Below are 26,608 nucleotides of genomic sequence, written 5' to 3' on the forward strand. Positions count from 1 at the left end.
ACTTTAAATTACCTTACCTACAACTTCAGCTAGAGGCCCTAACTCCTCCATTAACTTACCAAAACCGTCGGGGTTTAAAGATTGCGGGCCGTCGCAAAGAGCCTCCGTAGGATTAGGATGCACCTCTACCATTAAACCATCTGCCCCTGCTGCTAAAGCAGCCTTAGCCATTGGATTAACCAAACTCCATTTACCAGTTCCGTGACTTGGATCTACAATCACCGGTAAATGACTTAACTCCTTGATGACTGGTATAGTAGAAATATCTACTGTGTTCCTAGTATAATCCACAAAGGTTCTAATTCCTCGCTCACAAAGAATTACATTATGATTGCCTCCAGCCATTATATATTCTGCCGCCATTAGCAGCTCTTTATAAGTAGCTGTCATAGCTCGTTTAAGCATCACCGGCTTGTCCTGCTTTCCTAATTCATTAAGCAAAGGATAGTTCTGCATATTTCTAGCTCCAACTTGCATAATATCAGCATACTTGCCCACTAAAGATACACTACGAGTATCCATTACTTCAGTAATTATCTTCAAACCAGTTCTTTCTTTAGCTTCGCCCAACATTTTCAAGCCGTCCTTCTTTAAACCTTGAAAGCTATAAGGAGAAGTTCGCGGCTTAAAAGCTCCTCCGCGAAGAATCTGAGCTCCCTTTTCCTTAACTGCCTCCGCTGCTGCAAATAGCTGCTCCTTGCTTTCCACGGCACAGGGCCCGGCCATCACAGCAAAAGAACCACCACCTATTTTCACATCATCTATCTCAACTACAGTATCCTCTTCTTTAAACTGCTTACCTGAGAGCTTATAAGGCTTAGTAATCTCTACAATCTTCTCAATCCCTTGCAAGGAAGCGATAGACTGCCGTAATTCAATTTTACCTTCACCAATCACTCCAATAATTGTCTTTCTTTCACCTACAGAAACATGAGTATCTAAACCCTCTTCATTTACTTTAGCCACCACATTATCAATCTGTGCTTTACTAGCATCATTTTCCATTACAATTATCATACTTAATCCCTCCTAAGTTTTAAAGAACCTTACGCTAAGGTATTCTTTAAAGCTTTAATGAATTTTTTATTTTGTTCTTCAGTACCGATAGTCACCCGAATCATTTCTTCATAACCAAATACTCCCGCATTACGAACAATTATACCTTGCTTAAGCAGTTGCTCAAATACATCTTCAGCACTTTGCTCCACATCGAATAAAATAAAATTAGTTTCCGTAGGCACATACTCTAATCCTAACTTCTCCAACTCTTGATAAAGATACTCCTTACCAGCATTATTGAGCTGACAGCTATTAGTTAAATGCTCCTCGTCCTCTAAAGCCGCTAAAGCTGCCTTTTGGGCCATAGAGTTCACATTAAAAGGATGTCGCACCCGGTCTAAATAATCTATTATTTCCTCACTAGCAATTCCATAACCGATTCTTAAGCCTGCTAAAGCATAGATCTTAGAAAAAGTACGTAAGATAATTACATTTTCATAATCCTCTAAATAATCCAAACTTTCCGGATACTCCTCATTATCTACATATTCATAATAAGCCTCATCAAAGATAACTACTACCTCTTCCGGTACCTCCTCTAAAAAGGCCTCTACTTCACTTTTAGTAACTACAGTCCCCGTAGGATTATTGGGGTTACAGACAAATATCAGCTTAGTATTAGCACTAATAGCCTTCTTCATCGCCGCTAGATCATGAGTATAGTCCACTAAAGGAACAGTTACTATATTTCCTCCCATAATATTAGTCACAAACTCATACTGACTAAAGGAAGGATAAGCCATAATCACCTCATCCCCCGGCTTAATAAAGGTTTCAGCAATTAAGCCTAAAAGACCATCGGAGCCATTACCAAAAATCAACTGTTCTTGACTAACTCCTAGTTTTTCACTTAAAGCCCTCCGCAAATAATGACAGTTGCCATCAGGATAAATATGAACCTCCTCAGCTACTGACTGCATAGCCTCTATTGCTTTGCTAGGAGGGCCAATAGGATTTTCATTAGAAGCCAACTTAATTACTTCATCCAATCCCAACTCCCTTTTAACCTCTTCAATAGGTTTGCCCGGCACATAAGGGCTAATTTCTAGAATTTCTTCTCTAATCACTATTATCTTCCTCCTTATTTAAATTAATTACGCTAAATCAGGCCTTAATCCTTCAGCCTTACGCAAATAAGTATGCTCAATCTCTTTACGTTCCATCTCAGTATTGATATGTATTAAAATCCTAATACATTTAGATATAGAACCCGGTACATCTATCTCCGTAGCACATAATAAAGGTATAAAATCAAAACCTAAACTCCGAGCTGCCTGAGCTGGAAAAACAGCATTTAAATCTTGAGTCATAGTAAAAAACATAGAAATAATATTTTCTTCACTTAAATTATTTCTCTGCATAGCTACCTTTATTAGTTCTTTGGTAGCTGCTAAAATCGACTCCTCAGTATTCTCTTCTACTGTGATAGCCCCTCGAATTGCATAAACTTTATTACTCATCAGCATACTTCCTTTCTTAACTTTAAGGTACTGCTCGATGTCCCAAACCAATAGCCATCTCGTTTAAATGTAATAAACCAATAGCAAAAAAGATAGCCACACTAATATGATCACCGCGGCGGGCAATCCCAATCTTTCCTCCTACATTAAAACCCACAGCTTTAGGAGTAATTTGAGCTAAAGCTTCTCGAGTAGCCCCAGCTATTGCTCCCTGATCAGTATGAGTATCTTGAATTACCGACTCTCTTTTAGCAGCAACTATAGATCTTTCAATTATCTGCTTAATAGAAGAGCTAAACTCACCTCCAAAATCCACTGCTGCTACCTTCATCTTTTCAGTAGCATACTCTTCCTTTAACACTTTTTCCTCCGAACGATTACTTAAGGCCATCTTAATTGCTGCGGTTGCTACTTCCTTGCTGGCTTGATCTTGATCCTGATCCATTATTTCTTTCCTCCTTCAAGATAATAAAATACAAAAAACACCCCGGTAGGAGTGTTTAAATAATAATATAACTAAGCGCCTTGGTTTTCCTACCCTAACTAACCATCCTAACAGACCAAGCCCAATGTAGTTTATCCATTTTTAACTCAATCACTATCCTACCATCCTACCGTAATACCATACTACCATAATACTTATTGCTTTTAATTATATTAACATAAAGCCACTCTCTTTACAAGTCAAGATTAATATCTTTCTCCGAACTCCACTTCAAACAAAGATTTCACCTCATTTTGAAGCCAAAACTGCTCTCCGACTTTATAACTAGCTATATTATCTGAAGCATCAACTACTTCCACCCACAATCCTTGTTCTATTCCGCGAGCATCTAAAGCAACTTCATCTCCAGGTTCAACAGAAAACTGCAACGAATTACTACTAAACTGCTCCCTAACTTCTTCATTAATTAATACTTTAAGCTCTCCACTTTCTGTTAAATTTAAAACCCGTAAAGTCACTTCACCTTGTTGAATTTCACTTTGCCCTCCAACTACAGCTTGGCTAGCCTGCTCTAACTCTCGTTCTTCAGTCAACTGTCCACTTTCTAGTTGCTCAAAAGGCAAATAGTTTAAAGCTCTATTTACAATGGAATTACTTGCTGCTCGCTGCAACAATTCTGAATCCCTTAAGTCTAACTCTTCATTGAAAGGATGCTGAAAAGATATTTGCACAGTAATCAATAAAATAATCAAAACGATCGTTCCTTTAATCAATAAGCTCTCGATCTTTTCAATTAACTTTAAAATAAAGTTATAAAATCCCCGGGACATAGAATCACCTCATAATTTGACTTTTACTTAATTCTATGCTTATCCCAAGAACAATATCCCAATTATAGTCAATTAATAACACTGCTCCCAGCTACATAACCGGTTGAAAAAGCCGCTTGAAGATTATAACCACCCGTATAAGCATCGATATCTATTACTTCCCCGGCTAAAAAAAGCCCTTTTATTAATTTAGACTCCATAGTTGCCGGATCAATTTCATCGGTATCAACTCCACCCTTAGTCACAATTGCTTTCCTAAAGCCTCTAGTACCAGTAATAGTTAAAGAAAAAGACTTAAGTAATTCGACTAGAGAATATCTTTCTTCTTTAGTAATCTGATTTACCACTTTCGTAGCCGGTATCACTGCTAACTCCACTATAATCGGAATTAACTTACTAGGCAATAAGTCACCTAAGCTATTTTTAAATTGTTTACGACTATACTTTTGAAAATCACGTTTCAAACGAGCATCCAACTTATGGTGATCCAAGGCCGGTTTTAAATCAATCTCTATAGTAAGCAATCCCTGAGCTGCTAATAAATCCTCCACCTGCCGACTTAAAGTCAAAATAATCGGGCCCGAGAGACCAAAGTGAGTAAAGAGCAGCTCTCCAAACTCAGTTCCCTTCAACTGCTCAGCTAAATAAAGTCTCGCCTCCACATTCTTCAAGGTTAAACCTTGTAGTTTCTGAACCCAACCCTCTTGAACCTCCAAAGGAACTAGCGAGGGCTGAACCGATTGAATGGTATGTCCTAACTCCTCTAAAATTCGATAACCATCACCAGCAGAACCAGTACTCGGATAAGCAGCTCCCCCCGGAGTAAAGATCACCCTATCAGCTAAATACTGCTTACCTGAACTAGCCTGAACTCCTTCAATCCTATTTCCAGCTAATAACAACTTATCAACAGCAGTATTTAAGTTAATCTTCACCTGATGATCCTGTAAAAACTTCTTCAAAGCAGCCACTACCTGTCGAGCTGAATTTGACTCCGGGAAAACCCTTCCTCCTCTCTCTACCTTAGTAGGCACTCCAAGTTGAGCAAAAAAACGACGTAAGCGCTGATTACTAAAGGTGTAAAAAGCACTATAAAGAAAAGCACCTGTATCGGGAAAATTAGCAATTAACTCTTCTATTTCACAATCATTAGTTAAGTTACATCTTCCTTTACCTGTCAAGAGTAGCTTTTTACCCAGTTGAGCATTCTTTTCCAAAAGTAATACCTCGGCTTCCTGCTGAGCAGCTACACCAGCTGCCATCATTCCGGCAGCACCACCACCTACAACTAATACCTTTAATCCCATTTTAAAACCACCTCTATATAATAAAAAGTAGCCCGAAATCTATACGAGCTACTCTATATTCTCCAATGCATCTCGGGCAGCTTTTTGCTGCGCTTCTTTTTTACTACTTCCCTTACCGCGACCCAATAGTTGACCGTCAAATCTAACTTCTACTGTAAACTCTTTGCTATGGTCCGGGCCCTCCTCGGCGATCACATAATACTCCGGCCGAGCATTAGAGCTCTTTTGGATTAACTCCTGTAAGGTAGTCTTATAGTCTTGAATATGCTCCCCAATTTCAACCTCTTTAACATCCTGCTCCAGCAGTGATAAAACGAATCTACGTACTACTTCTAAACCAGAATCTAAATAAATACTGCCTACTAAAGCTTCAAAAGCATCGGCTAAAATAGAGCTTCTATCACGTCCGCCAGTCATCTCTTCTCCCTTGCCTAATAATAGATATCTACCTAAGTCTAAATACCGAGCCTTATCAGCTAAAATCGGAGCACTAACCACTACGGCCCTCATTTTAGCTAACTCCCCTTCAGGATAGTTAGGATACTCTTGAAACATATACTCACTAACTATGATATCCAGCACAGAATCGCCCAAAAACTCCAATCTTTCATTATCTTTTAGTTTTAACTCTCGATTTTCATTAGCAAAAGATTTATGAGTTAAAGCCTTCTTCAATAAGGACGTATCATTGAAAGATATTTTTATTTTTTCCTGCAACTCTGTTAGTTTTGCTTGATAATTACTATTAAGCATAATTTTCACAACCTTAATTCTACTAAGTTTATACTAGTTTACTCATATTTTTTAAATATCAAAGTAGCATTATGCCCTCCAAAGCCTAAAGAATTAGATAAAACGCCGTTAACATCTACCTGGCGAGACTGATTAGGAACATAATCTAAATCACATTCTGGATCGTCATTTTCATAGTTGATAGTTGGGGGGACTACTCCTTCTTTAACAGCCATAATTGAAGCAATAGCCTCTATTCCTCCCGCAGCACCTAAGAGATGTCCAGTCATAGACTTAGTAGAGCTAATAACTAACTCCTGAGCATGATCACCAAAAACCTTCTTAATAGCCAAAGTTTCCAACTTATCATTTTGAGGAGTAGAAGTTCCGTGAGCATTAATATAGTCAATCTCCGTTAAATCTAAACCCGAATTATCTACAGCCATTTGCATAGAACGCACAGCACCTTCAGCTTCTGGATCAGGAGCAGTAATATGATAAGCATCACCGGCCATTCCATAACCTGCTACCTCAGCATAAATCTCTGCATCGCGAGCTAAAGCATTTTCTAAACTCTCCAATACTAAAACTCCAGCTCCTTCTCCCATTACAAAACCATCCCGTTCCTTATCAAAGGGACGACTAGCCTTTTGAGGCTCATCATTGCGAGTAGACATCGCCTTCATAGAACAAAAGCCAGCAAAAGACAGTGGAGTTATAGCTGCTTCAGTTCCTCCCGTAACCATAATATCAGCATCACCGCGCTTAATAATATGAAAAGCATCGCCAATACAGTTGGTTCCAGAAGCACAAGCAGAAACCCCAGTAGTATTAGGGCCCTTAGCCCCTAAATGAATTGAAACCTGCCCCGCTGCCATATTAGAAATCATCATTGGAATAAAGAAAGGACTAATTCTACCCGGCCCTCTTTTAACCAACCTTTCAGCTTGCTCTTCAAAGGTCTTCATTCCTCCAATCCCACTTCCTACTAAAGTACCTGTTCTTTCAGCATTCTTTTCATCTATTACCAATTCAGCATCTTCTACTGCCATCTTAGAAGCAGCAACAGCAAACTGAGCAAACTTATCCATTCGCTTAGCTTCCTTGCGGTCCATATAATCCTTAACTTCAAAATCATTAACTTCAGCTGCTATCTGAGAATCAAATTCACTAACATCAAAATGAGTAACATTATCTATTCCTGACTCGCCATTAATTAAAGCTGACCAGTAATCTTCAATATTATTTCCCAAGGAAGAGATAACTCCCATCCCGGTTACCACAACTCGCTTATTCATCCTTAAGCCTCCTTAAAATTTAAAAACTTTTTCGCTTCTTTAACTAAACTATTGATAATACTCTTAACCGACTCAATACTATCAATTTCAAAAGCTCTTTCCCCAGCAAAAACTAAACCATTACTCATATCTCCTTCTTTTGCTGCTAAAAGGGCTTTAATAATACAATAAACTCTTGAGCAGTCTTTCAAACACAGATTATCACAGCTATCTCCAGTAGTAATCTCATTAGCTGCTAACCTTTCAGTAAATTTATTTTTTAATGCTTTACCCGGTAAACCCACTGGACTCTCTACTAACAAACTATCCTCCGGATCAGAGTTTATATATAGCTCCTTAAACTCCCTTGCCACTTCACATTCCTGGCTAGCTACAAAACGAGAACCCATTTGTACTCCATCAGCTCCTAGCTCCAAGGCTTCAGCAATATCTCGACCATTTATAATTCCACCAGCAACAATAATCGGAATATCAACAGCATCCTTAATTTCCGCTAATAAATCCTTCATTGGCTTATCGGTTCCTAAATGACCTCCAGCTTCTTTCCCCTCTACAATAATAGCATCAGCACCTAATTTTTCCGAGATCTTAGCTAATCTAACTGAAGAAACAATAGGAACTACCGGTACTCCACTATCTTTGCCAATTGTAAACAGATCACGAGAAAATCCTGCTCCAGCTACAATTAAATCTATCCCTTGTTCTACTGATTCTTTAACTAGCTCCTTAAACTCACTAACGGCTACCATAATATTAACCCCAATAATTCCTTCACTTAACTTTTTAGCTCGTTTAATCTCTGCCTTCAATTCTTGAGTGCTGAGTCCAGAGCCAGCTATCAAGCCTATCCCACCTTCATTAGCTACAGCAGCAGCTAATGGAGCTGTGGACACCTTAACGGCCATTCCTCCTTGAATAATTGGTAGCTTAGCTATTAAGTCTCCAATCTTTAACTTAGGTAATTCCAATATATATCTCCTCCATCTCTTATCCTTCGAAAAATTAAATCCCTCTCTAACATTTTTATTGAAGCTATTTATACTATATTTTAGAGGAAAGCCTCCTCCATAGAGGCTTTCCAAACTATTAGCTTTAATTAAGCATTCTCATTAATGTACTCAACAGCATCATTAACTGTAGCTATACTTTCAGCATCTTCATCAGGGATTTCAAGATCAAACTCCTCTTCAAAAGCCATTACTAATTCTACAATATCTAAAGAATCAGCCCCTAAATCATCAATAAATGAAGCATCATCTGTCACCTCATCTGGATCAACAGCTAACTCCTCCACTACAATCTCCTTGATTGTATCTAAAACTGACATAAACTCTCACCCCCTTCCAAATAACTATATCTTAAAGCCTATTTAACTAAGCTTAGATCACCATTCCGCCATCAACATTAATTACTTGACCAGTAATATAGTCTGCCTCATCAGCAGCTAAGAAAGTAGCTAAGTGGGCTACTTCTTCAGGGTCACCAAATCTAGCTAAAGGAATTGAATTCAACATTTCCTCTTTAAGCTCTGAATTAAGTTCAGCCGTCATTTCAGACTTAATAAAACCTGGAGCTATAGCATTTACAGTAATAGATCTGCTGGCTAACTCTTTGGCCACAGATTTAGTAAAGCCAATTACTCCCGCTTTAGAAGCTGAATAGTTAGCCTGCCCAGCATTACCCATTACTCCCACTACTGAAGTAATATTGATAATCTTACCACTTCGTTGTTTCATCATCGTCTTAGTTACTGCCTTAGTACAGTTAAAGGTTCCTGTTAAGTTGACATCAAGTACTGTCTGCCAGTCTTCTTCCTTCATTCTTAACAAGAGACCATCTCTAGTAATACCGGCATTATTAACTAAAATATCTATACTGCCAAAGCTATCCTTAGCTGCTGCCAACATCGACTTAACATCAGCCATCTTGGTTACGTCGGCCTGTACAGCAAAGGACTCCTGGCCTAAATCACGAATCTGCTCAACTACCTCTTCAGCTTTTTTTTCCTTTGATCTATAATTAACGACTACTTTAGCTCCTGCTTTAGCAAAATCTAAAGCAATTGCTCTTCCAATCCCTCGCGAGCTACCAGTAACCACTGCTACCTTATCTTTTAATTTCACTATCGCACCTCCCCTTACATATTATCGGAAGTTAAGTTAAAATTTATACTATAATTTCGCTAATGTCTTTTCCAAAGAAGTCACACTATTAACATTTAAAGCAGTCACACTTCTATCTATTCTGCGCATAAATTTCTTTAAAGTATTACCCGGGCCTACTTCAATAAAGGTATCAACACCATCAGCTACCATCTGTTCAATAGTATCTACCCAGTAAACAGAACCGCTTAATTGTTCAATTAAAGCCTCTCTAATCTCCTCCACATCTTCTACATAATCAGCCCTTACATTAGCCAATAAAGGAACTTGTGGTGAAGTTAAGTTTAATTTATTTAACTCAGCCGCTAGCTTCTCACTAGCTGGAGCCATCAAACTAGAATGAAAAGGACCACTAACTGGTAAAGGAAGAGCTCTTTTAGCTCCAGCTTCCTTAGCTAACTCAAGTGTCTTCTCTACTGCCTCTTCTGCACCTGAAATCACAGTTTGAATAGGAGTATTATAGTTAGCTAACTCCACTACTCCAAACTCACTACCCTCTTCAACAACAGCCTCTACATCTTCTCTATCCAAACCAATAACTGCTCCCATAGCTCCCTGTCCTGACGGAACAGCAGCTTCCATAAACTCTCCTCGCTTACGAACCAGCTTAACGCCCTCACTAAAGCTCAAAGCTCCAGCTGCTACTAAAGCAGAATATTCACCTAAACTATGACCTGCTACTACATCAGCTTGAACTCCCTTTTCCTTTAGTACCTCATTAACAGCTATACTCATAGTTAAAATAGCCGGTTGGGTATTAGCAGTTTCTTTTAGTTCAGCTGCGGGCCCGTTGAAAGCTAAATCAGAAATTTCAAAACCCAAAGCTTGGTTTGCCTTCTTAAATACCTCTTGGGCTACTTCATATTCTTCATAAAAATCAGCACCCATTCCTACCTTTTGAGCTCCCTGTCCTGGAAACAAAAAAGCAATTTTGGCTGACATTCTACAAACCTCCTTAAGTTATACTGTGAACTAAAGTAGTTTCGCCTTCTCCTTTAAAATTTCATTTGCCTCCGCCAATAAACTATCTATTATTTCAGCAGCAGTCTCTTCTCTTTCAACCATTCCTGCTACTTGTCCAGCCATTACACTACCTTCCTTCACATCGCCTTCTCTAGCAGCTTTACGTAAGCTACCTACACATAACTCTTCTAATCTTTCCTTATCAACCTCTTGAGAATTTTCCAGTTTACTCAACTTTCTAGTTAAGCGATTCTTTAGGTTACGAACTGGATGTCCAGTAGAACGAGCAGTCACCACTGCATCTCTATCTCTAGCCTTAATAATAGCCTGCTTATAGTTAGGATGAACAGTACATTCTTCAGCACAGACAAATCTAGTTCCTACTTGAATTCCCTGAGCACCTAAAGTTAAAGCAGCAGCAAAACCACGTCCATCACCAATACCTCCGGCAGCAATCACCGGCACATCTACCGCATCAACAATCTGCGGAACTAAAGCCATAGTAGTCAGCTCACCAATATGACCTCCAGCTTCAGTACCCTCAGCAATTAAAGCCTCAACTTCCATTCTAGCCATCCTCTTAGCCAAAGCAACGGAAGCTACCACTGGAATTACCTTAGTACCTACTTCTTTCAACTTTTCAATATACTTACCCGGATTACCAGCCCCAGTAGTAATTACTGGTACCTTTTCTTCATAAACAACCTCCATCACTTGATCCACATGAGGAGATAATAGCATAACATTAACACCATAAGGTTGATCAGTTAATTCTTTAGTTTTTTCAATCTCTGCTCTAACTACCTCGGCTGGAGCATTACCGGCACCAATAATCCCTAAACCACCAGCATTAGAAACTGCCGCTGCTAGCTCACCGGTAGCAATCCAAGCCATTCCTCCCTGTAAAATCGGATACTCTATCCCCAAGCTTGTACATAACTCTGTTTTAAGCATTCTCCTACCCCCTTATGTTTCTTAAATCCATTCAATAGTACTAGCTGCCCAAGTTAGGCCAGCTCCAAAGCCAACTAAAACAATATTATCTCCTTTATTAATCCTCCCCGCTTCAACTGCCTCCGCTAAAGCAATAGGAATCGAAGCAGCAGAAGTATTACCATACTTATCTAAGTTAACAAAGACCTGTTCCTCGCTAAGCTTCAATCGTTTAGCAGCAGCATTAATAATCCTCGTATTAGCCTGATGCGGAATAAAAAAGTCAATATCCTCTCTTTGTAAGCCAGCTTTTTCAATAGACTTCAAAGCCGACTTACCCATAATTCTAACAGCAAACTTAAAGACCTGATTCCCTTCCATCTGCATATAGTGAAGCTCATTCTGCACAGTTTCTATAGTAGTAGGCTGTCTAGAACCACCGGCTGGTACCTTCAACAGCTCTCCACCAGAACCATCAGCTCCTAAAACATTAGCTAAAATACCTCCAGATTCCACTACTTGTACCACTGCTGCTCCAGCACCATCACCAAATAAAATACAGGTATTACGATCTTCCCAGTTAGTGATTTTAGATAAAGTTTCAGCCCCTATAACCAAGACATTATCATAAGCTCCAGCCTTAACAAACTGAGTCGCTGTAGCCAAAGCATAAACAAAACCAGAACAACCGGCTTGTAAATCAAAGGCTGCAGCTTTTTCAGCTCCCAATCTATCCTGAACTAAACAGGCTGTAGCAGGAAAGACCATATCAGGAGTCACAGTAGCTACTATAATTAAATCCAACTCTTCAGCAGCTAAATCCGCCTCCTCCAAAGCAGCCTCAGCCGCTCGATAAGCTAAGTCCGAAGTTGCAGTATCTTCAGCTGCAATCCTTCGTTCTTCAATTCCAGTCCTACTTTTAATCCATTCATCATCGGTATCAACCATCTTTTCCAAATCCTGATTAGTTAAAATCTTTTCGGGAACATAACTAGCGACACCAGTAATTCCCGCCCTTCTTAGCTGATTACCCATTGAGACTACCAGTCCTTTCATTAATATTTTCTTTAATCAGTTTCAATACTCCTTTTTTAACTGATTCTTCTGCTACAGTAATAGCATTTTTAATTGCCTTGGCTTTAGAGCTACCGTGACCGATAATTACTATTCCATCTACACCTAATAGCGGAGCACCACCATACTCCGTATAGTCAACCTTTTTCTTTAAATTCTTTAAGCCTGATTTCATTAGCAAAGCTCCTAGCTTAGCAACTATACTTTCCTCCAACTCATCCTTAAACATCTTAAATACAGCTTCAGCTAATCCTTCAGCTGTTTTCAAAAGCACATTTCCCACAAAACCATCACAAACTATCACGTCGCAATCAGAATTAAAGATATCCCTTCCTTCTACATTACCAATAAAATTAATATTTACTTCCTCTAATAATTGATAAGCTTCCTTAGTTAATTCATTACCTTTCTCTTCCTCTTCGCCTACACTCAACAGCCCCACTTTAGGATTATCTTTATTCAATATTTTTTCTACATAAGTACTCCCCATTAAAGCATACTGAACTAAGTTTTCTGGATCACTATCTACATGAGCTCCCACATCTAAAACTAAGGTTTCTCCTACTAAAGAAGGCATTACCGTAGCAATAGCCGGACGTTTAACTCCCTTAATTCTGCCAACTCTCAACAGACCAGCTGCCATAACTGCCCCAGTACTTCCAGCTGAAACCAAAGCCTCAGCTTGACCTTCTTTTACTAAATTAGCCCCCACTACAATTGATGACTTATCTTTTCTTCGAATAGCTTTAGCTGGAGTCTCATCCATCCCAATTACTTCAGGAGCATCTTCTATTCTTAATCTATGCTCATTATAGTCATAGATTTTTAGCTCCTTTTCAATTATTTCCTTATCTCCTACTAGTGCTATATCAGCTTCAATTTCCGCTAAAGCTTCAATAGCTCCTTTCACAGTTTCAAAAGGAGCATAGTCCCCTCCCATTACATCAACTGCTATCTCCATTACAAAACCTCCTTAACTCAATACCTGACCAGCAAAGATAGTAAAGATTCCTTCAAAAACCCTTCCTTCTTTTACTTTAGTCTTAACTTCAATCTGAAAGGTATCACCTTTGATGGTGTTGACAGTTGCTTGAGCAACTAATCTGCTGCCTGCATATACTGGTTTTATAAATTTTGTCTTAGTTGAAGCTGTTAAGGCTAAATCTATATCTAAAATAGCTATTGCTAGTGTATTCGCATGGGCAAAAATATGGTGTCCTCTCACAATTTGGCTCTTCTCTAAAGCCATATCTTCACTAGTCTCCAAAATAGATACCCCTGATTTATTTAAGTTAACATCTACTAATTCACCTACAATTTCACAGTCGCTAACAGACTTAACTTTAGAATAGGCCCGCTTAGCTAAGTTTTTCATTCTCTTTCTAACTTCAGGAATATCTAACTCCAATCTATCCAAGCGAATAGTTTGAATGCTTACTTCAAAAATATCCGCTAACTCTCGATCAGTTAAAAAAGGATTTTCAGCTAATGTTTTTTGTAATACTTGTTGTCTTTCCGACTTTGCTAGTTTTTTTTTCATTATTTATCACCTAGTTTATAGCTGGTATTAAGACCTGCTACCAAAATTACTAACATTGATATTATATATTAAAGCGAATAAATATTCAAGAAAAATTAATAACTATAAACATTCAAAAAGCCCAGAAGTTATAATCTCCTGGGCATCATCAAAATATTTACTTAACAGCCCGCCCCTTATAATATCCACATTCTTTACATACATGATGCGATAATTTAAGTTCAGTACATTGTGGACATTCAATTAAATTGGGAGCATTTAACTTCCAATGAGTCCTCCGCTTACGTTTTCTTGATTTAGAAGTACGTCGCTTAGGTACTGCCACTCCTAACACCTCCTTTAAAGCCTACCCTGCTGATCAATTAATTATTGTCTAAAAGTTCTTCCAATTTAGCCAACCTAGGGTCAACTGTATGCATAAAACAGTCACAGTCATCCTCATTTAAGTTAAGACCACACCCTGGACATAGCCCAGCACAGTTCTGGTCACAAACGGGATTCATAGGAATAGCTACCATAATATTATCTCTAACTTCCTTGCTAATATCTATTATGGAATTCCTAGCAGCTTCAACCCTATCTTTGGAAACTTCCTCATTAATCTCAATAACTAACGGTAAATCAAAGCGCTTTAAGCACCTACTACAGGCTACATTAAATTCTAAGCTAATATCTCCACTAATTAAAAATTCATCCTCAGCATTAATTACATGTAACTTAAGATTGATAGGCTTAGTTATCTCTATTTCTCTATCAATGATTTTAATATCTAAAGGATTAATTTCTGCCTCTAACTCTTTATAGGCACCTACGTCTTCAATAATATTATCAATAATAATTTTCATCTAATCACCTCAAGATTTACCACATTAATTATAGTATATAAGTTATAGTCTTGTCAAGGATTAAGTAAGCTAAAGACTAAGCAGATCATTTAATAATAAATTTATTCAACATACTTAACTCAATAATTGAAAATAATATTATTACTACTTTCGGTAGGAGGGATAGTATCAAAATAGCTATTATTGGAGCCGGACTTAGTGGCTTAACTGCTGCTTATAAACTAGAAAACTATGGATTTCAACCGATAATATTTGAAAAAAGAGAAAAAGTTGGGGCCCGCTTTGTTAATGCAGAAGCAATGATGCACTTTATAAACTCCCCCATCAAAGATGTCTTTTATTATTTAAGCCTCGAGCATAAGCTTCCCCTACAGCCAACTTTTCCCATCAGCAAATTGGAGTTTTATAGTCCCCAAGAGAAAGCAACTATTGCTGGAGATATTGGCTATATTACTATCAGAGGTAACTATCCTACTTCCTTAGAAAAGCAGTTAGCAAAATTAATAAATAGCAAAATAAACTACGAACAAGAACCTGATTATCAAAAACTAAAAAATGAATTTGATAAGGTGATTATCGCTACCGGCGACCCTCAAATTACTAAAAATCTTAAGCAATGGCAAAAAACAGATGTTTCAGTTAAAATAATTGGTGCTACCATCAAAGGTAATTTTGAAGTTACTACTGTTAAAATGTGGCTTAATCAAAACTTTGCTCCCCAAGGCTATGCTTACTTGCTTCCTTTTGAAGAAAAACTAGCCTCCATAGCTCTCGCAACCCCTTACGATATTGTAGACTGGAAAGAGCTTTGGCAGAAATTCTTAAATCAACTGAACTTTAACTTTGAAGTTAAAGATACCTTTCAAATAGATAAGTATGAAATAGGAAAAAGCAAAACCCAAGCCTTTGATAATACTTATCTAGTCGGTAATGCTGGCGGTTTTATAATGCCCTTTTTAGGTTTTGGGCAGTTTAGTGCTATAGAAAGTAGTCTGCTAGCTGTAGAAGCAATTACTCAAAACAAAGACTACAATCAGTTAACTAAAAGATTGCGCCGCGACTATCAAGCCTCTTATAAACTAAGAAAGATAATAGGAGCAATGTCAAATCAGCACTACGATAAATTAGTTAAGAGCTTAAATAATAAATTAGTTAAGCAATTATTTCTACAACGCAAAATTAATTTAACTAAGCTTATCGCTTGGTTAAGCACTCCTTTTGCCTCTAGACTTAATTAAAAAAACCCGTTTTGAAACGGGTTTTTTTAATTAGTAGCCGCTTTCAACTTTTCATAAACTTCAAAATCATCTCTTGCTTCCTTGCTTCCTTCAAGATGATAGCTTAAATAATCAAGAGCAGTAGTCCCAGTCTCATCCTCTAGGCTAGCATCAACTTGATAAGTTAATAAAGAGTCTATAATCGACTCATTACCATTATAAGCAGCATGAATTAAAGCACTTTTACCTTTTTCATCTTGAGCATCAAGCTCTGCTCCAGCTTCAACTAAAAACTCTACTACCTCTAAATTACGAGCAGCCGCCGCCTTCATTAAAGGAGTCTCGCCATCCTCATTGGAATCATTAATATCCAAATCCTTAGCCATTGCTTCTTCAAGCTCAGCCACAGAAACAGAATGCCAATTTATATCTTCCATACTTATCGACTCCTCTTCTGCTTCCATTTCTTCCTCAATTTCTTCTTCAATAATAGATGTCTCTTCTTCAACTGGAGCCTCTTCCTCCATAAAAGCTTCCTCTTCTGGTGCTGTAGTTTCCACTTCTTCATCATTAGTACCACAGCCTGAAATAACAAACAGTAAAATTAATACTAAAACTAACATTCTAACACTTTTTTTCATAATAACTCCCTCCTTTTTTTAAACTAAATTAACTACTACAACTTCCTGTTTATCTGTTCTATACTAATTGAGCTAATACCTCCTTTAATGATGAGGTATTAATATGTTAAAGTTGACAGTTTATGTTTATATGTTTCAAAGTCACTATCGCTAAATAGTACAAATCTTATTTTATTAAGCTGATTTAAGTTAGCTATTAACTCTGAAATCACTGTAAAAACCACTTCAGTTGCTTCATTAAGAGGATAGCCAAAAGTACCAGTGGAAATAGCCGGGAAAGCAAGTGAAGTTATTTTCTTTTCTTCAGCTAGTTGTAAAGAATTACGATAACAGTCTGCTAATAACTCAACTGCCGGTTCATCTCTTCCATAAACCGGTCCTAAACAGTGAATTACATACTGATTAGGCAAATTATGTGCTCCAGTAATCACTGCTTCTCCAGGTTCAATAGGTGCTAAGGGCTGACATTCTTTTGCTAACTCCGGGCCCGCCGCCCGATGAATAGCTCCTGCTACTCCTCCTCCAGTTTTCAACTGAGCATTAGCAGCATTAACAATAGCCACTACATCCTCCTGTTTAGCTATATCTCCTTGCACAACCTCCAAAGTAACTCCAGCTATCTCTTTTTTCATAATTAAAACCTCCTCTTTTATTATAACCCATCTTTTCAATAAATAACAGTCAATACCAGCTTAAAAACTGCTCAAATATAAAATAACCCCTGGAACAGCAGGCTCCAGGAGTTATTGTTTAATCTATTTATTTTTCTAGCTTACTCAACTAATTCTTTAGTATCGCGAGCAATTACTAGCTCTTCATTAGTTGGTAGTACCGCAGCTACAGTATCAGAGTCATCAGTAGTAATTATCTGATCTTCACCTCTGATATCATTCTTTTCTTCATCAACTTTAATACCTAAGTACTCTAAGCCTTCTAGAATCTGGCTTCTAATTTCAATAGCGTTTTCACCAATACCAGCAGTGAAGACTACTATGTCTACTCCACCTAGTACTGCCGAATAAGAACCGATATACTTCTTCACTCGCTGACAGAAGACATCGATAGCTATCTGTGCTCTTTCATTACCTTCCTCAGCAGCTGCACCGATATCTCTAAAGTCATTACTTACTCCTGATAGTCCAGCTACACCACTCTTCTTATTCAGTAAGTTATCTACCTCTTTAGGATCTAAATCTTCTTTTTCCATAATGAAAGGAACAATTGCCGGATCTAAATCTCCACAACGAGTTCCCATTACTAATCCTTCAAGAGGAGTTAAGCCCATGCTAGTATCCATTACCTTACCACCATCAACTGCTGCCATGCTGGCACCATTTCCTAAGTGACAAGTAATAATCTTTAAGTCCTCAATAGGCTTATCCAAAAGCTCAGCTGCTTTACCAGCTACAAACTTATGCGAAGTACCGTGGAATCCATAACGACGAATTCCATAGTCTTCATATAGCTCATAAGGAATAGCATACATATAAGACTTCTCTGGCATAGTTTGATGGAAAGCAGTATCAAAGACCGCTACATCCGGAGTATCCGGCATTAACTCTTGACTAACCTCAATTCCTAATAAGTTCGGCGGGTTGTGTAAAGGTGCTAAATGCTTTACATCATCAATAGCATCATATACCTCATCATCAATTACTACTGACTCAGAAAAGTTTTCACCACCATGTACTACTCTATGGCCCACAGCTCCAATCTCGTCCATATCAGTAATTACTCCGTGATCATCATCCAATAAAGCATCGATCACCATCTTAATAGCTACATTGTGATCCGGAATATCGTTCTCAATAGTTACTTCCTCTCCATCAGCCGGCTCGTGAGTCAAAAAGGCACCATCAATGCCAATTCTCTCTATAACCCCACTCGCCAATACTGACTCATCTTCCATGTTAATAAACTGATACTTAGCCGAAGAACTTCCACAATTCAATACCAATATTTTCACAATTTATTCCCCCTCTTTAAAATTATGTTTATGCTATTAATAAAATTTAAAATAATTATTGACTCTTTCTAAATTGAGACTGTGCTGCTGTAATAGCAGTTACAGTAACAATGTCCTCTACACTACAGCCTCTAGATAAGTCATTAGCCGGTAAGGCAGTTCCCTGAATTAGCGGCCCAAAAGCATCTGCCTTAGCTAAACGCTGTACTAATTTATAAGCAATATTACCTCCATTTAAGTCTGGGAAGATTAAAACATTAGCCTTTCCAGCTACATCACTATCAGGAGCCTTCTTAGCCCCAATTTCAGGCACTAAAGCAGCATCTCCTTGCATCTCTCCGTCAACCATTAAGTCAGGAGCTTTTTCCTTACAGATCTTTGTTGCTTCAACCATTCTATCTACTAAAGGATGTTCTGCACTTCCCTTAGTGGAAAAGGATAACATAGCTACTACTGGCTCTTCACCTGTTAAAGATTCAAAGGTTTTAGCCGAGGAAATAGCTACTTCAGCTAACTCTTCTGGAGTTCCTTCTGGGAAAACTCCACTATCAGCAAATAACATCTTACCCTCTGCTCCATACTCACAATCAGGTACAATCATTAAGAAAGAACCTGAAACTACCGATACTCCTTCATCAGTACCGATAATTCTGATCACTGGACGTAATACATTAGCAGTGGTATTTAAGGCTCCAGCTACTATTCCATCAGCAATCCCTTTTTCAACCAGCATAGCCCCAAAGTATAGAGACTCCTGCATCTGTTCTTTGGCATCTGCTTCTGAGATCCCCTTGTGTTTTCTCAATTCATAATAATCACTGGCAAAGTCATCTAAACGATCCGACTCTGCAGGATCAATTATCTCAGCTCCGGAGATATCAACCCCCTCATCATCGGCAATACCATTTAGCTCATCTTCATTACCGATTAGAATAATTTCAGCTATCCCTTCCTCTAAAATCTCCGGGGTAGCCTTAATCATTCTCGGCTCTGTACCTTCAGGTAATACAATAGTCTGCAGATCTTCACTTGCTTTTTTTCTGATTTCTTCTACAAAACCCATATTCTTATCTTCCTCCTTTTGATTTATTTATTTTAATTTTCTGAAAATTAAAACTGGAACTCCTATAACTCCTAAGCTAGAGATATTAGTTACACCAGTTAATTTTCCCCTATACAATATATTCTGTATATCTTAGATTTTTCCTGCAAAAAATATAATAAAATTTTTATAAAATAAAATAATTTTGAGCCAGGAATTGAAAATAAGATGCAGAAATACTAAGTAATAAAGGAGCAGTTGATAAATAATGAAGATATTAGGAATTATCACCGAATATAATCCCTTTCATAATGGCCATCTTTATCACTTGAATAAAGCTCTACAGCTCACCAAAGCCGACTATGTAATCTGTATTATGAGCGGTAACTTTGTTCAGCGAGGAGAACCAGCTTTCTTAAATAAATGGGATAGAACAAAGATGGCTTTAAAAGCAGGAGTAGACCTAGTTATAGAGCTACCTAGTAGTTATACTCTGCGTAGTGCCGAATACTTCGCCTACGGAGGAGTTCAACTATTAAATAAAACCGGTGTAGTCGATCAGCTAGTTTTTGGTAGCGAACTAGGAAAAACTGCTCCTTTATTTAAAATAGCTGAATTTTTAGCCACAGAACCTCCCTTATTATCGAAATTAATAAAAAAAGAGCTAAGTAAAGGGATTTCCTTTCCCCAAGCTAGAGCTAAAGCCTTGTCCACTTACTTTAAGCAAAATAATATCGACTTGAAAGTTGAAAAGATCATCAACAATCCTAATAATATCTTAGGCATTGAATATATCAAAGCTCTAATTAATACCAAAAGCAATATTGAGGCTCTAGCTATTAAGCGTAAACAAGCTAAATACCATCAAGAAAGTATAGAAAGCAAAATAGCTAGTGCTACTGCTATTCGTAAGCGAATACTTAATTCCTCTAACCTTGACTTTCTAAATCAAGTAGTGCCCCCAGCAAGTAAAACAATTATCAGTAAAGCTCACTCAGCAAATAAAAATCCTATCACTTTAGAAAACTTCCAACTACCAATTCTAACTCTACTCCGTCAGTTATCAGCTAAAGAGTTAGAGCAAATAGAAGATGTTAGTGAAGGACTAGCCAATAGAATTATCAAAGCTGCTGAACAGGCTAGCTGTTTGTCAACCTTAATAAAATCAATCAAAACTAAACGTTTTACTAGAACTAGAATCCAGAGAATACTAACTCATCTTTTATTAGGTTTGAAAAAAACAGAGCTAGCAGAGTTTGATCAAAATCAGGGCCCTCAGTACTTAAGAGTACTCGGCTTTTTAAAGTCCAGCCAAAAATTACTTAAGCTACTTAAGAAAAATAGTCAATTACCCCTAATCACTAATGTAGCTCAGTATTACAAAAGTAACCATTCCCCTAACTCTGTTTTAGAAAAAATGTTAGCTAAAGATATTCAAGCCACCAATATATACTCGTTAGCATATAATAATGCTAAATATCGACAAAGCGGCCAAGACTATAGGGCCCCTATTATTTTAAAGAATCCAAAAAAGCAATAGCCTCTTCTATATCAGCTATAGAAACAACTTCTATTCCCTCAGCTACTTCTTGAGCAGTTTGATAATTTTCAACTGGAGCTAAAAAGAAGTCAGCTCCCTCTTTACGAGCCGCTATTACCTTCTGTTGTACTCCACTAATCTGACCTACTTTTCCTTCTAAATCAATAGTTCCTGTACCTGCTATATCATTACCTGCAGTCAAGTCAGCTATAGTTAACCTATTCAAAATTTCTAAACTAAACATCATTCCAGCAGAGGGCCCGCCAATCTCTCCAGCCTCAATTTCAATACTTATTGGAAAATCAAAGCTACGCTGATAAGAAGAAATCAAAATCCCTAAAGAAGCCTGCTCAGGACTATCCTCTAACTCTTTAGTTTTAATATTAAAATTCAATCTTTCATCTCCTCTTTTAACAGTAAGCTCAGCTTCAGCTCCAATTTCTCTATCTTGAATCAGATCCACTACTTCCGTTACCAGTTCTACTCTCTGTCCATCTACCTCCACAATAATATCTCCCGGTTCCAACTTTCCTTGCGCATAACTCTCTGCTAAAACTTTAATCACTTCTGCACCTTGCCCACTAATCTGAGTTTCATAACCCGCCTTCTCCAAAGCCACTGCTTTGGCTTTTAACTGACTCTCCTTCATTACATCACGCATCATTTCAAAGTACTCTTCCATCTCCACTCCAGGAGGTAATCGCTTTTCTAAAGGAACCAGATTTACTCCTTCAGGTCTAAATAAAGATACATAATAATAATCCATTACACTAGCCGACTCTAGAGAAACAGCAGTTAACCTAAGATTTCCCTCAATATTCTCAAAATAATCACCATTATTTATAGTGATAAATGAAGATAGTTCTTGAGCTATACCCGGTGATTCTAAATAATAATTAGTAGGCCAAAAATTAGCTGCAACTATTATCAAGCTCATAACTAAAATAATGACTAAAGTTCTTTTTAAACTTAACTTTTTAAGCTTTGACATCAACTTTCCACCTTTCAATTGCCTCTTCAATAGCAGGCATCATTTTCCAAGCAGCCTCAACTCCTGCTGCTACACAGTCTTCGGCTTGATCTAAGTCTTGAGGAGAAACATGACCAACTTTAGGCTTAATTAAGATATCTGCTTCAACACTTTTATGTTTAACTATTTGATTTTCCATAATACTAATAGACCTAAGAATAACATCAAATATATTATTAATCTTCTTTCGGGAGCTATCATCACCCACATCCACCCCAATAACAATATCAGCCCCTAAGTCACTAAGTAGATCAACAGGAACTCTATTTACCAAAGCGCCATCTACTAATATCCGTTCACCAATCTCATGAGGAACATAAATACCTGGAATAGAAATACTAGCTCTAATTGCTTCAGCTACTAAACCCTGATCTATAACAACTTCCTCTCCGGCCTCAATATCAGTAGCTACCACTGCTAAGGGGATATCCAGTTGTGAAAAAGCTTTATTTTTAGTCAGTATCTTTATAAATTCTTTTACTTTTTTGCCAGCAATTAATCCTCTTTTAGGTACTGTAAGATCGGTTATCAAGTCCCAATTCATCTCGTAAGCAAAGCTCTCCATTCTGTTAAGATCCATTCCCGCTGCATAAAAACCACCAATTAAGCTACCAATACTACTACCAGCTATACAGTCAATTTTAATTCCATTATCCACTAATACCTGCAAAACCCCAATATGAGCTATTCCTCTAGCAGCTCCAGCTCCTAAAGCTAATCCTATTTTAGGCTGCTTATTCACCAATATCACTCCAGACATTAAATTCGTATATGGGTTTAATTCTAGATATCTCTTTTAATCCCTCTATCTTCCTAAGTTTAGCTTGAATATTTATATTAATTTCTACCATTACTTACTTATGCTAAAATATTAAAGTTTATTAATAATTACTAAGCTTTATTTGAATAGTTATGTAGTCATAACTGACCAAGTATTAACTGTACTCTCTTTTGAAGTAAAAAGGTTGTAGAATAAACTTCCTACAACCTTTAATATTTAACTAAACCCTATCAATTATAATTTTCTCTAAAGAAAAGCGCGGTCTAGGTTCAGGGTTTTTAGCTGGATAACCTATCGGCAGCAAGGCTATTGGTTCCAAACTATCAGCTAACTTAAATAATTTTTTGGTCTTTTTACTATTAAACATCATTATCCAACAGCTTCCCAAGCCTAATTCTGTTGCTTGCAAAACCATATTTTGAATAGCAATAGCGCAGTTTAAATACAAATAATTATTCTGCTCCTCTTCATTCATTGATCTAGGCTTATAGCTATCCAGATTATCCCTAGCTAGTTCAGTTCCAGCAAAAGCTCCCACCTTATGTAACTCCAAGATTCTTTTCTTTCTATGCTGAATAGAACTCCGATCAACACAACAAACTATTACTACTGGAGCTTCAGCTACAAAATTGAGAGTATAACTTTTCAGCTTCTCTCTCATTTCAACAGATTCCACTACTAAAAAACGCCAAGGTTGAATATTAGTCCCGGAAGGAGCTAATCTACCTGCTTCCAATATTTGATTTAATTTTTCATCGCTTATTTTAGTTGATTTAAAACCCCTAATACTTCTGCGAGTCTTAATAGCTTCTTGAACCTTCATTTTCAATCCCTCCAAAATCAGCTCATACTAAACTAATCAAAATTCAAAATCAACAATTATTTCTTTTCCATCTAAAGTTAAAATCTCTATTTTATCATCCTCAATTACTGCTAAACTAGCCTGAGCTGGCTCCTGCTTCGGTAAAGCAATACTGCCTGGATTTAATAAAATTACTCCTGCCTCTTCTTTGATCAAAGGCAAGTGCGTATGCCCAAAAATTAAAATATCTGCTCCAAACTTTTTAGCAAACTCTACTCGTTCCTTTTCGCTATCATGTTGATAACCATGATAAATTACAATTTTTTTATCTCCATTTAATACCACAGAATACTCAGATAAAGGATAAGGAAGCACCCAGTTATCAACTAAAGCATCTACATTACCCTTAATTGCCAGCAAATCACCTTCATAATCATTGAGAGCATCTACCAAACCCTCAGTATTATATCCTTCAGGCAAAGGATTACGAGCACCATGATAAAGAATATCTCCAGCGTGAAGAAGGAAATCTACATCTGCTAATACTTCAATAGCCTGCTGCCAAGCAGTTAAGCTACCGTGACTATCACTAATTACTCCTATCTTCATTTATAATACCCCCTTTTAAAATCTTTATAAACTCTTTAATCAATAACTCCTCAGCTCGTTTCTGATGATAGGTTAGATAAAGCTTTCTACTAATTGACATATTAGCTACTTTAAGCTGTCGCACCCGATTATTCTTAACAGCTTTTTGAGCAGCTAACTCTGAAACAAAAGAGACTCCTACTCCAGCCTCTACTGCTGAAATAACAGCTTCAGTATTACCTAACTGAGCTACAATATTTAGATCATTCTTAGTAATTCCTCGTTCTCTCAATCCAGCTAACATAGCCTTCCTAGTTCCAGATCCCTTCTCTCTAATTAACATTCTTTGCCGTTCTAGTTCAGCTAAGCTTATCTGTTTCTGATTAACCAAACTATGCTCTAAAGGTAAAATTAAAGCTAAATCATCATCGGTTAAAGATATGGTAGCTAAGTTTTTTCGACGCGGTTTAAAGCCCACTATTGCTAAATCAACTTCTTGTTCCTCTAAATAATCTACCATCTCTTTACTATCACCAATTTCAATCAAAATCTTAATTTCAGGAAATGCTGCCGAAAACTTAGCTATTAGCTCAGGCAATAAATAGGTAGCCGGAATAGTACTAGCTCCAATCTGTAACTCACCATAGGTTTTTCCTTTCACCTGTTTTACCTCTAGCCGAGCCTGCTCCCAGTGCTCTAAAATCCGTTTAGCTTGATCATAAACTATCTTCCCTGCTGGAGTCAACTTAATATCTCCATCCTGACGAACTACTAACTCTGTTTCAAAGTACTCCTGTAAAGATTTAATCTGCATACTAACAGCCGGTTGAGTTAAATCCAGTTCCTCAGCTACTGCTGAAAAACTACCAGTGGAAATCAATTTAACTAACATAGATAATGTTTTTAGTTTCATTAACTTTGCCTCCTAATCACTAAGTTTACAATTAAAATTGGGCTTTTATTAACAACGCAAAGAGGCAATTAAGCGCTTAGGATGTTGAAAAATTTCTAAACAGTTTTCAATACTTCTAACCACTAAATCAGAATTCAATAAAGCTTTGCTAGCAGCTCCTTCAGCACCTAAAACTAAAATTCCTAAAGCCGCTTCTTTTAACATTAAAGCATCATTATTGCCATTACCAATCGCAATTACTTCCGAAGCTTCCAATTGCTTAACAAATTTCTTTTTAAAGCTAGCTCCTGCCTCTGAATCAATAATAACAATCTCTATCTCAGTATCATCGAACTCTTCCTTGACAGTACCAAAAGTATCAGCAGTTAAAATATATACCTCAAAATCCATAGCTAACTCATTCAAACTCTCTTTAATCTTTTTATTACTTTGACCATCACAAGCTAAAGTTCCATTATAATCAAAGACTAATTTATTGACCTCTAACTCTTTATAAGCAGGTATACTTAGTTTCATATCTATTATTTCCACCTTTCTAACAGTTATTTATGACTAGTATTAATATTATAATTCAGATAATTATTACAAATTCCTGCTAAAACATTAAAAAATACTTCCCAAAATAAAAAATACCTGCTTAATAACAGGTATGATTTCAACTAATTATATTAACTTAAAAATCTTTCTTTTTATAAATAAAAACTTATATTAACCATTAAAAATAGAATCTAAAGTTTCTTTTACTTTCTCAGCCTGAATAGGCTTAACTATAAAGTCTTTAGCTCCAGCCTCCAAAGCATCAACAACCATCGGCTTCTGGCCCATAGCACTACACATTACTATTATGGCATTTGGATCAAAGTCCAAAATTTCCTTAGTAGCTTCAATACCATCCATTTCAGGCATAGTAATATCCATGGTAACTAGGTCCGGACTATGTTCCTTATATAACTCTATAGCTTTTTTACCGTCTTCGGCCTCTGCTACTACCTCATAACCCTGCTCTTCAACTAACTGTTTTAACATAGTTCTCATAAATTGAGCATCATCGGTAATTAATACTCTTTTAGACATTAATACTCCTCCCTTACCTTACTTACCTAAGCTTTATGTATAAAAACAAACAAAACTCCCTTTTCTAGGAAGGAATCACCTGAATAATTAATAAATGGTCGGAGCGAAAGGATTTGAACCTTCGACCCCCTGGTCCCAAACCAGGTGCGCTACCAGACTGCGCCACGCTCCGACAAATTAGAATGGTGCCGGGGGTCGGATTCGAACCGACACGGGTACTAAAGACCCATCGGATTTTAAGTCCGATGCGTCTGCCAATTCCGCCACCCCGGCTAAATTTTTATCTTTCAAATGGTTGCGGGGACTGGATTCGAACCAGTGGCCTCCGGGTTATGAGCCCGACGAGCTACCATACTGCTCTACCCC

The 26,608-nt window shown here is 37.4% G+C and carries 31 protein-coding genes and 2 tRNA genes; 2 read left to right on the forward strand and 31 right to left on the reverse strand.

Features of this window, described 5'->3' with window-relative positions; all coding sequences use genetic code 11:
* Positions 1-3: 3 nt before the first annotated feature.
* From aroF to MWH30_RS02680, 18 genes are all read right to left on the reverse strand, one after another.
* The gene (aroF, locus tag MWH30_RS02595) at positions 4-1,017 is read right to left on the reverse strand and encodes a 3-deoxy-7-phosphoheptulonate synthase (RefSeq protein ID WP_248662484.1); all 1,014 of its coding nucleotides are present in this window, start codon (positions 1,015-1,017) and stop codon (positions 4-6) included.
* A gap of 29 nt (positions 1,018-1,046) precedes the next feature.
* Complete coding sequence (hisC, locus tag MWH30_RS02600) at positions 1,047-2,126, reverse strand: histidinol-phosphate transaminase (protein ID WP_248662485.1); 1,080 nt, start codon at positions 2,124-2,126, stop codon at positions 1,047-1,049.
* A gap of 27 nt (positions 2,127-2,153) precedes the next feature.
* On the reverse strand, positions 2,154-2,519 hold the full coding sequence (gene aroH, locus MWH30_RS02605) for a chorismate mutase (RefSeq protein WP_248662486.1): 366 nt from the start codon (positions 2,517-2,519) through the stop codon (positions 2,154-2,156).
* A gap of 22 nt (positions 2,520-2,541) precedes the next feature.
* On the reverse strand, positions 2,542-2,964 hold the full coding sequence (locus MWH30_RS02610; protein ID WP_248662487.1) for a HutP family protein: 423 nt from the start codon (positions 2,962-2,964) through the stop codon (positions 2,542-2,544).
* Positions 2,965-3,209: 245 nt separating this feature from the next.
* Complete coding sequence (locus MWH30_RS02615; RefSeq protein WP_248662488.1) at positions 3,210-3,794, reverse strand: hypothetical protein; 585 nt, start codon at positions 3,792-3,794, stop codon at positions 3,210-3,212.
* Positions 3,795-3,862: 68 nt separating this feature from the next.
* Positions 3,863-5,101, reverse strand: coding sequence for a BaiN/RdsA family NAD(P)/FAD-dependent oxidoreductase (locus MWH30_RS02620; RefSeq protein ID WP_248662489.1), 1,239 nt, complete (start codon positions 5,099-5,101; stop codon positions 3,863-3,865).
* A gap of 48 nt (positions 5,102-5,149) precedes the next feature.
* Positions 5,150-5,854 (reverse strand): ribonuclease III, encoded by a 705-nt coding sequence (rnc, locus tag MWH30_RS02625; protein WP_248662490.1) that lies wholly within the window; start codon positions 5,852-5,854, stop codon positions 5,150-5,152.
* A 38-nt stretch (positions 5,855-5,892) separates the two neighbouring features.
* The gene (gene fabF / locus MWH30_RS02630) at positions 5,893-7,131 is read right to left on the reverse strand and encodes a beta-ketoacyl-ACP synthase II (RefSeq protein ID WP_248662491.1); all 1,239 of its coding nucleotides are present in this window, start codon (positions 7,129-7,131) and stop codon (positions 5,893-5,895) included.
* Between the two features lie 2 nt (positions 7,132-7,133).
* The gene (locus tag MWH30_RS02635; RefSeq protein WP_248662492.1) at positions 7,134-8,099 is read right to left on the reverse strand and encodes an NAD(P)H-dependent flavin oxidoreductase; all 966 of its coding nucleotides are present in this window, start codon (positions 8,097-8,099) and stop codon (positions 7,134-7,136) included.
* Between the two features lie 128 nt (positions 8,100-8,227).
* The gene (locus tag MWH30_RS02640) at positions 8,228-8,458 is read right to left on the reverse strand and encodes an acyl carrier protein (protein ID WP_248662493.1); all 231 of its coding nucleotides are present in this window, start codon (positions 8,456-8,458) and stop codon (positions 8,228-8,230) included.
* Positions 8,459-8,510: 52 nt separating this feature from the next.
* Complete coding sequence (gene fabG / locus MWH30_RS02645) at positions 8,511-9,254, reverse strand: 3-oxoacyl-[acyl-carrier-protein] reductase (protein ID WP_248662494.1); 744 nt, start codon at positions 9,252-9,254, stop codon at positions 8,511-8,513.
* A gap of 48 nt (positions 9,255-9,302) precedes the next feature.
* Entirely contained in the window at positions 9,303-10,235 is a 933-nt protein-coding gene (fabD, locus tag MWH30_RS02650) for an ACP S-malonyltransferase (protein ID WP_248662495.1), read from the reverse strand.
* Positions 10,236-10,265: 30 nt separating this feature from the next.
* On the reverse strand, positions 10,266-11,210 hold the full coding sequence (fabK, locus tag MWH30_RS02655; RefSeq protein ID WP_248662496.1) for an enoyl-[acyl-carrier-protein] reductase FabK: 945 nt from the start codon (positions 11,208-11,210) through the stop codon (positions 10,266-10,268).
* A 21-nt stretch (positions 11,211-11,231) separates the two neighbouring features.
* The gene (locus tag MWH30_RS02660; protein WP_248662497.1) at positions 11,232-12,224 is read right to left on the reverse strand and encodes a beta-ketoacyl-ACP synthase III; all 993 of its coding nucleotides are present in this window, start codon (positions 12,222-12,224) and stop codon (positions 11,232-11,234) included.
* Positions 12,217-13,224, reverse strand: a complete 1,008-nt coding sequence (plsX, locus tag MWH30_RS02665) for a phosphate acyltransferase PlsX (RefSeq protein ID WP_248662498.1) — start codon at positions 13,222-13,224, stop codon at positions 12,217-12,219. The genes MWH30_RS02660 and plsX overlap by 8 nt, the downstream gene beginning before the upstream one ends.
* A 12-nt stretch (positions 13,225-13,236) precedes the next feature.
* Positions 13,237-13,803: a transcription factor FapR gene (fapR, locus tag MWH30_RS02670; protein WP_248662499.1), complete on the reverse strand. Its 567-nt coding sequence runs from the start codon at positions 13,801-13,803 to the stop codon at positions 13,237-13,239.
* Positions 13,804-13,960: 157 nt separating this feature from the next.
* Positions 13,961-14,128, reverse strand: coding sequence for a 50S ribosomal protein L32 (rpmF, locus tag MWH30_RS02675; RefSeq protein ID WP_248662500.1), 168 nt, complete (start codon positions 14,126-14,128; stop codon positions 13,961-13,963).
* Positions 14,129-14,165: 37 nt separating this feature from the next.
* Positions 14,166-14,648, reverse strand: coding sequence for a YceD family protein (locus tag MWH30_RS02680; RefSeq protein ID WP_248662501.1), 483 nt, complete (start codon positions 14,646-14,648; stop codon positions 14,166-14,168).
* 182 nt (positions 14,649-14,830) lie between these two features.
* Here MWH30_RS02680 and MWH30_RS02685 point away from each other — a divergent pair, with 182 nt between their 5' ends.
* Positions 14,831-15,886, forward strand: coding sequence for an NAD(P)/FAD-dependent oxidoreductase (locus tag MWH30_RS02685; protein ID WP_248662518.1), 1,056 nt, complete (start codon positions 14,831-14,833; stop codon positions 15,884-15,886).
* A gap of 26 nt (positions 15,887-15,912) precedes the next feature.
* On the opposite strand, the gene MWH30_RS02690 is transcribed toward MWH30_RS02685, so the two are convergent.
* From MWH30_RS02690 to pta, 4 genes are all read right to left on the reverse strand, one after another.
* Entirely contained in the window at positions 15,913-16,506 is a 594-nt protein-coding gene (locus MWH30_RS02690; RefSeq protein WP_248662502.1) for an ankyrin repeat domain-containing protein, read from the reverse strand.
* Between the two features lie 98 nt (positions 16,507-16,604).
* Positions 16,605-17,138 (reverse strand): macro domain-containing protein, encoded by a 534-nt coding sequence (locus MWH30_RS02695; RefSeq protein WP_248662503.1) that lies wholly within the window; start codon positions 17,136-17,138, stop codon positions 16,605-16,607.
* Positions 17,139-17,278: 140 nt separating this feature from the next.
* The gene (locus MWH30_RS02700; RefSeq protein WP_308221596.1) at positions 17,279-18,472 is read right to left on the reverse strand and encodes an acetate/propionate family kinase; all 1,194 of its coding nucleotides are present in this window, start codon (positions 18,470-18,472) and stop codon (positions 17,279-17,281) included.
* A 55-nt stretch (positions 18,473-18,527) separates the two neighbouring features.
* The gene (pta, locus tag MWH30_RS02705) at positions 18,528-19,535 is read right to left on the reverse strand and encodes a phosphate acetyltransferase (protein ID WP_248662504.1); all 1,008 of its coding nucleotides are present in this window, start codon (positions 19,533-19,535) and stop codon (positions 18,528-18,530) included.
* Between the two features lie 247 nt (positions 19,536-19,782).
* Between pta and MWH30_RS02710 the strand changes: the two genes are divergently transcribed.
* Entirely contained in the window at positions 19,783-21,054 is a 1,272-nt protein-coding gene (locus MWH30_RS02710) for a nucleotidyltransferase (protein ID WP_248662505.1), read from the forward strand.
* On the opposite strand, the gene MWH30_RS02715 is transcribed toward MWH30_RS02710, so the two are convergent.
* The 9 genes from MWH30_RS02715 to MWH30_RS02755 form a co-directional block, all read right to left on the reverse strand.
* Complete coding sequence (locus tag MWH30_RS02715; protein ID WP_248662506.1) at positions 21,026-22,045, reverse strand: YlbL family protein; 1,020 nt, start codon at positions 22,043-22,045, stop codon at positions 21,026-21,028. The genes MWH30_RS02710 and MWH30_RS02715 overlap by 29 nt on opposite strands.
* Entirely contained in the window at positions 22,032-22,826 is a 795-nt protein-coding gene (locus MWH30_RS02720) for a patatin-like phospholipase family protein (RefSeq protein ID WP_248662507.1), read from the reverse strand. Before MWH30_RS02720 ends, MWH30_RS02715 begins: the two co-directional genes overlap by 14 nt.
* Positions 22,827-23,085: 259 nt before the next feature.
* Positions 23,086-23,688 carry a nitroreductase family protein gene (locus MWH30_RS02725; RefSeq protein ID WP_248662508.1) on the reverse strand — a complete coding sequence of 201 codons (603 nt, stop codon included), beginning with the start codon at positions 23,686-23,688 and terminating at the stop codon, positions 23,086-23,088.
* A gap of 36 nt (positions 23,689-23,724) precedes the next feature.
* Complete coding sequence (gene yfcE / locus MWH30_RS02730; protein WP_248662509.1) at positions 23,725-24,276, reverse strand: phosphodiesterase; 552 nt, start codon at positions 24,274-24,276, stop codon at positions 23,725-23,727.
* On the reverse strand, positions 24,257-25,168 hold the full coding sequence (locus tag MWH30_RS02735) for a selenium metabolism-associated LysR family transcriptional regulator (RefSeq protein WP_248662510.1): 912 nt from the start codon (positions 25,166-25,168) through the stop codon (positions 24,257-24,259). Before MWH30_RS02735 ends, yfcE begins: the two co-directional genes overlap by 20 nt.
* 48 nt (positions 25,169-25,216) lie before the next feature.
* Positions 25,217-25,684, reverse strand: a complete 468-nt coding sequence (locus MWH30_RS02740; RefSeq protein ID WP_248662511.1) for an HAD family hydrolase — start codon at positions 25,682-25,684, stop codon at positions 25,217-25,219.
* A 192-nt stretch (positions 25,685-25,876) separates the two neighbouring features.
* On the reverse strand, positions 25,877-26,242 hold the full coding sequence (locus MWH30_RS02745; protein ID WP_248662512.1) for a response regulator: 366 nt from the start codon (positions 26,240-26,242) through the stop codon (positions 25,877-25,879).
* A gap of 95 nt (positions 26,243-26,337) precedes the next feature.
* Positions 26,338-26,414, reverse strand: a tRNA-Pro gene (locus tag MWH30_RS02750).
* 11 nt (positions 26,415-26,425) lie between these two features.
* Positions 26,426-26,515, reverse strand: a tRNA-Leu gene (locus MWH30_RS02755).
* Positions 26,516-26,608 lie beyond the last annotated feature (93 nt).

This window comes from Fuchsiella alkaliacetigena, assembly GCF_023227765.1.
Classification (GTDB): Bacteria; Bacillota; Halanaerobiia; order Halobacteroidales; family Acetohalobiaceae; genus Fuchsiella; species Fuchsiella alkaliacetigena.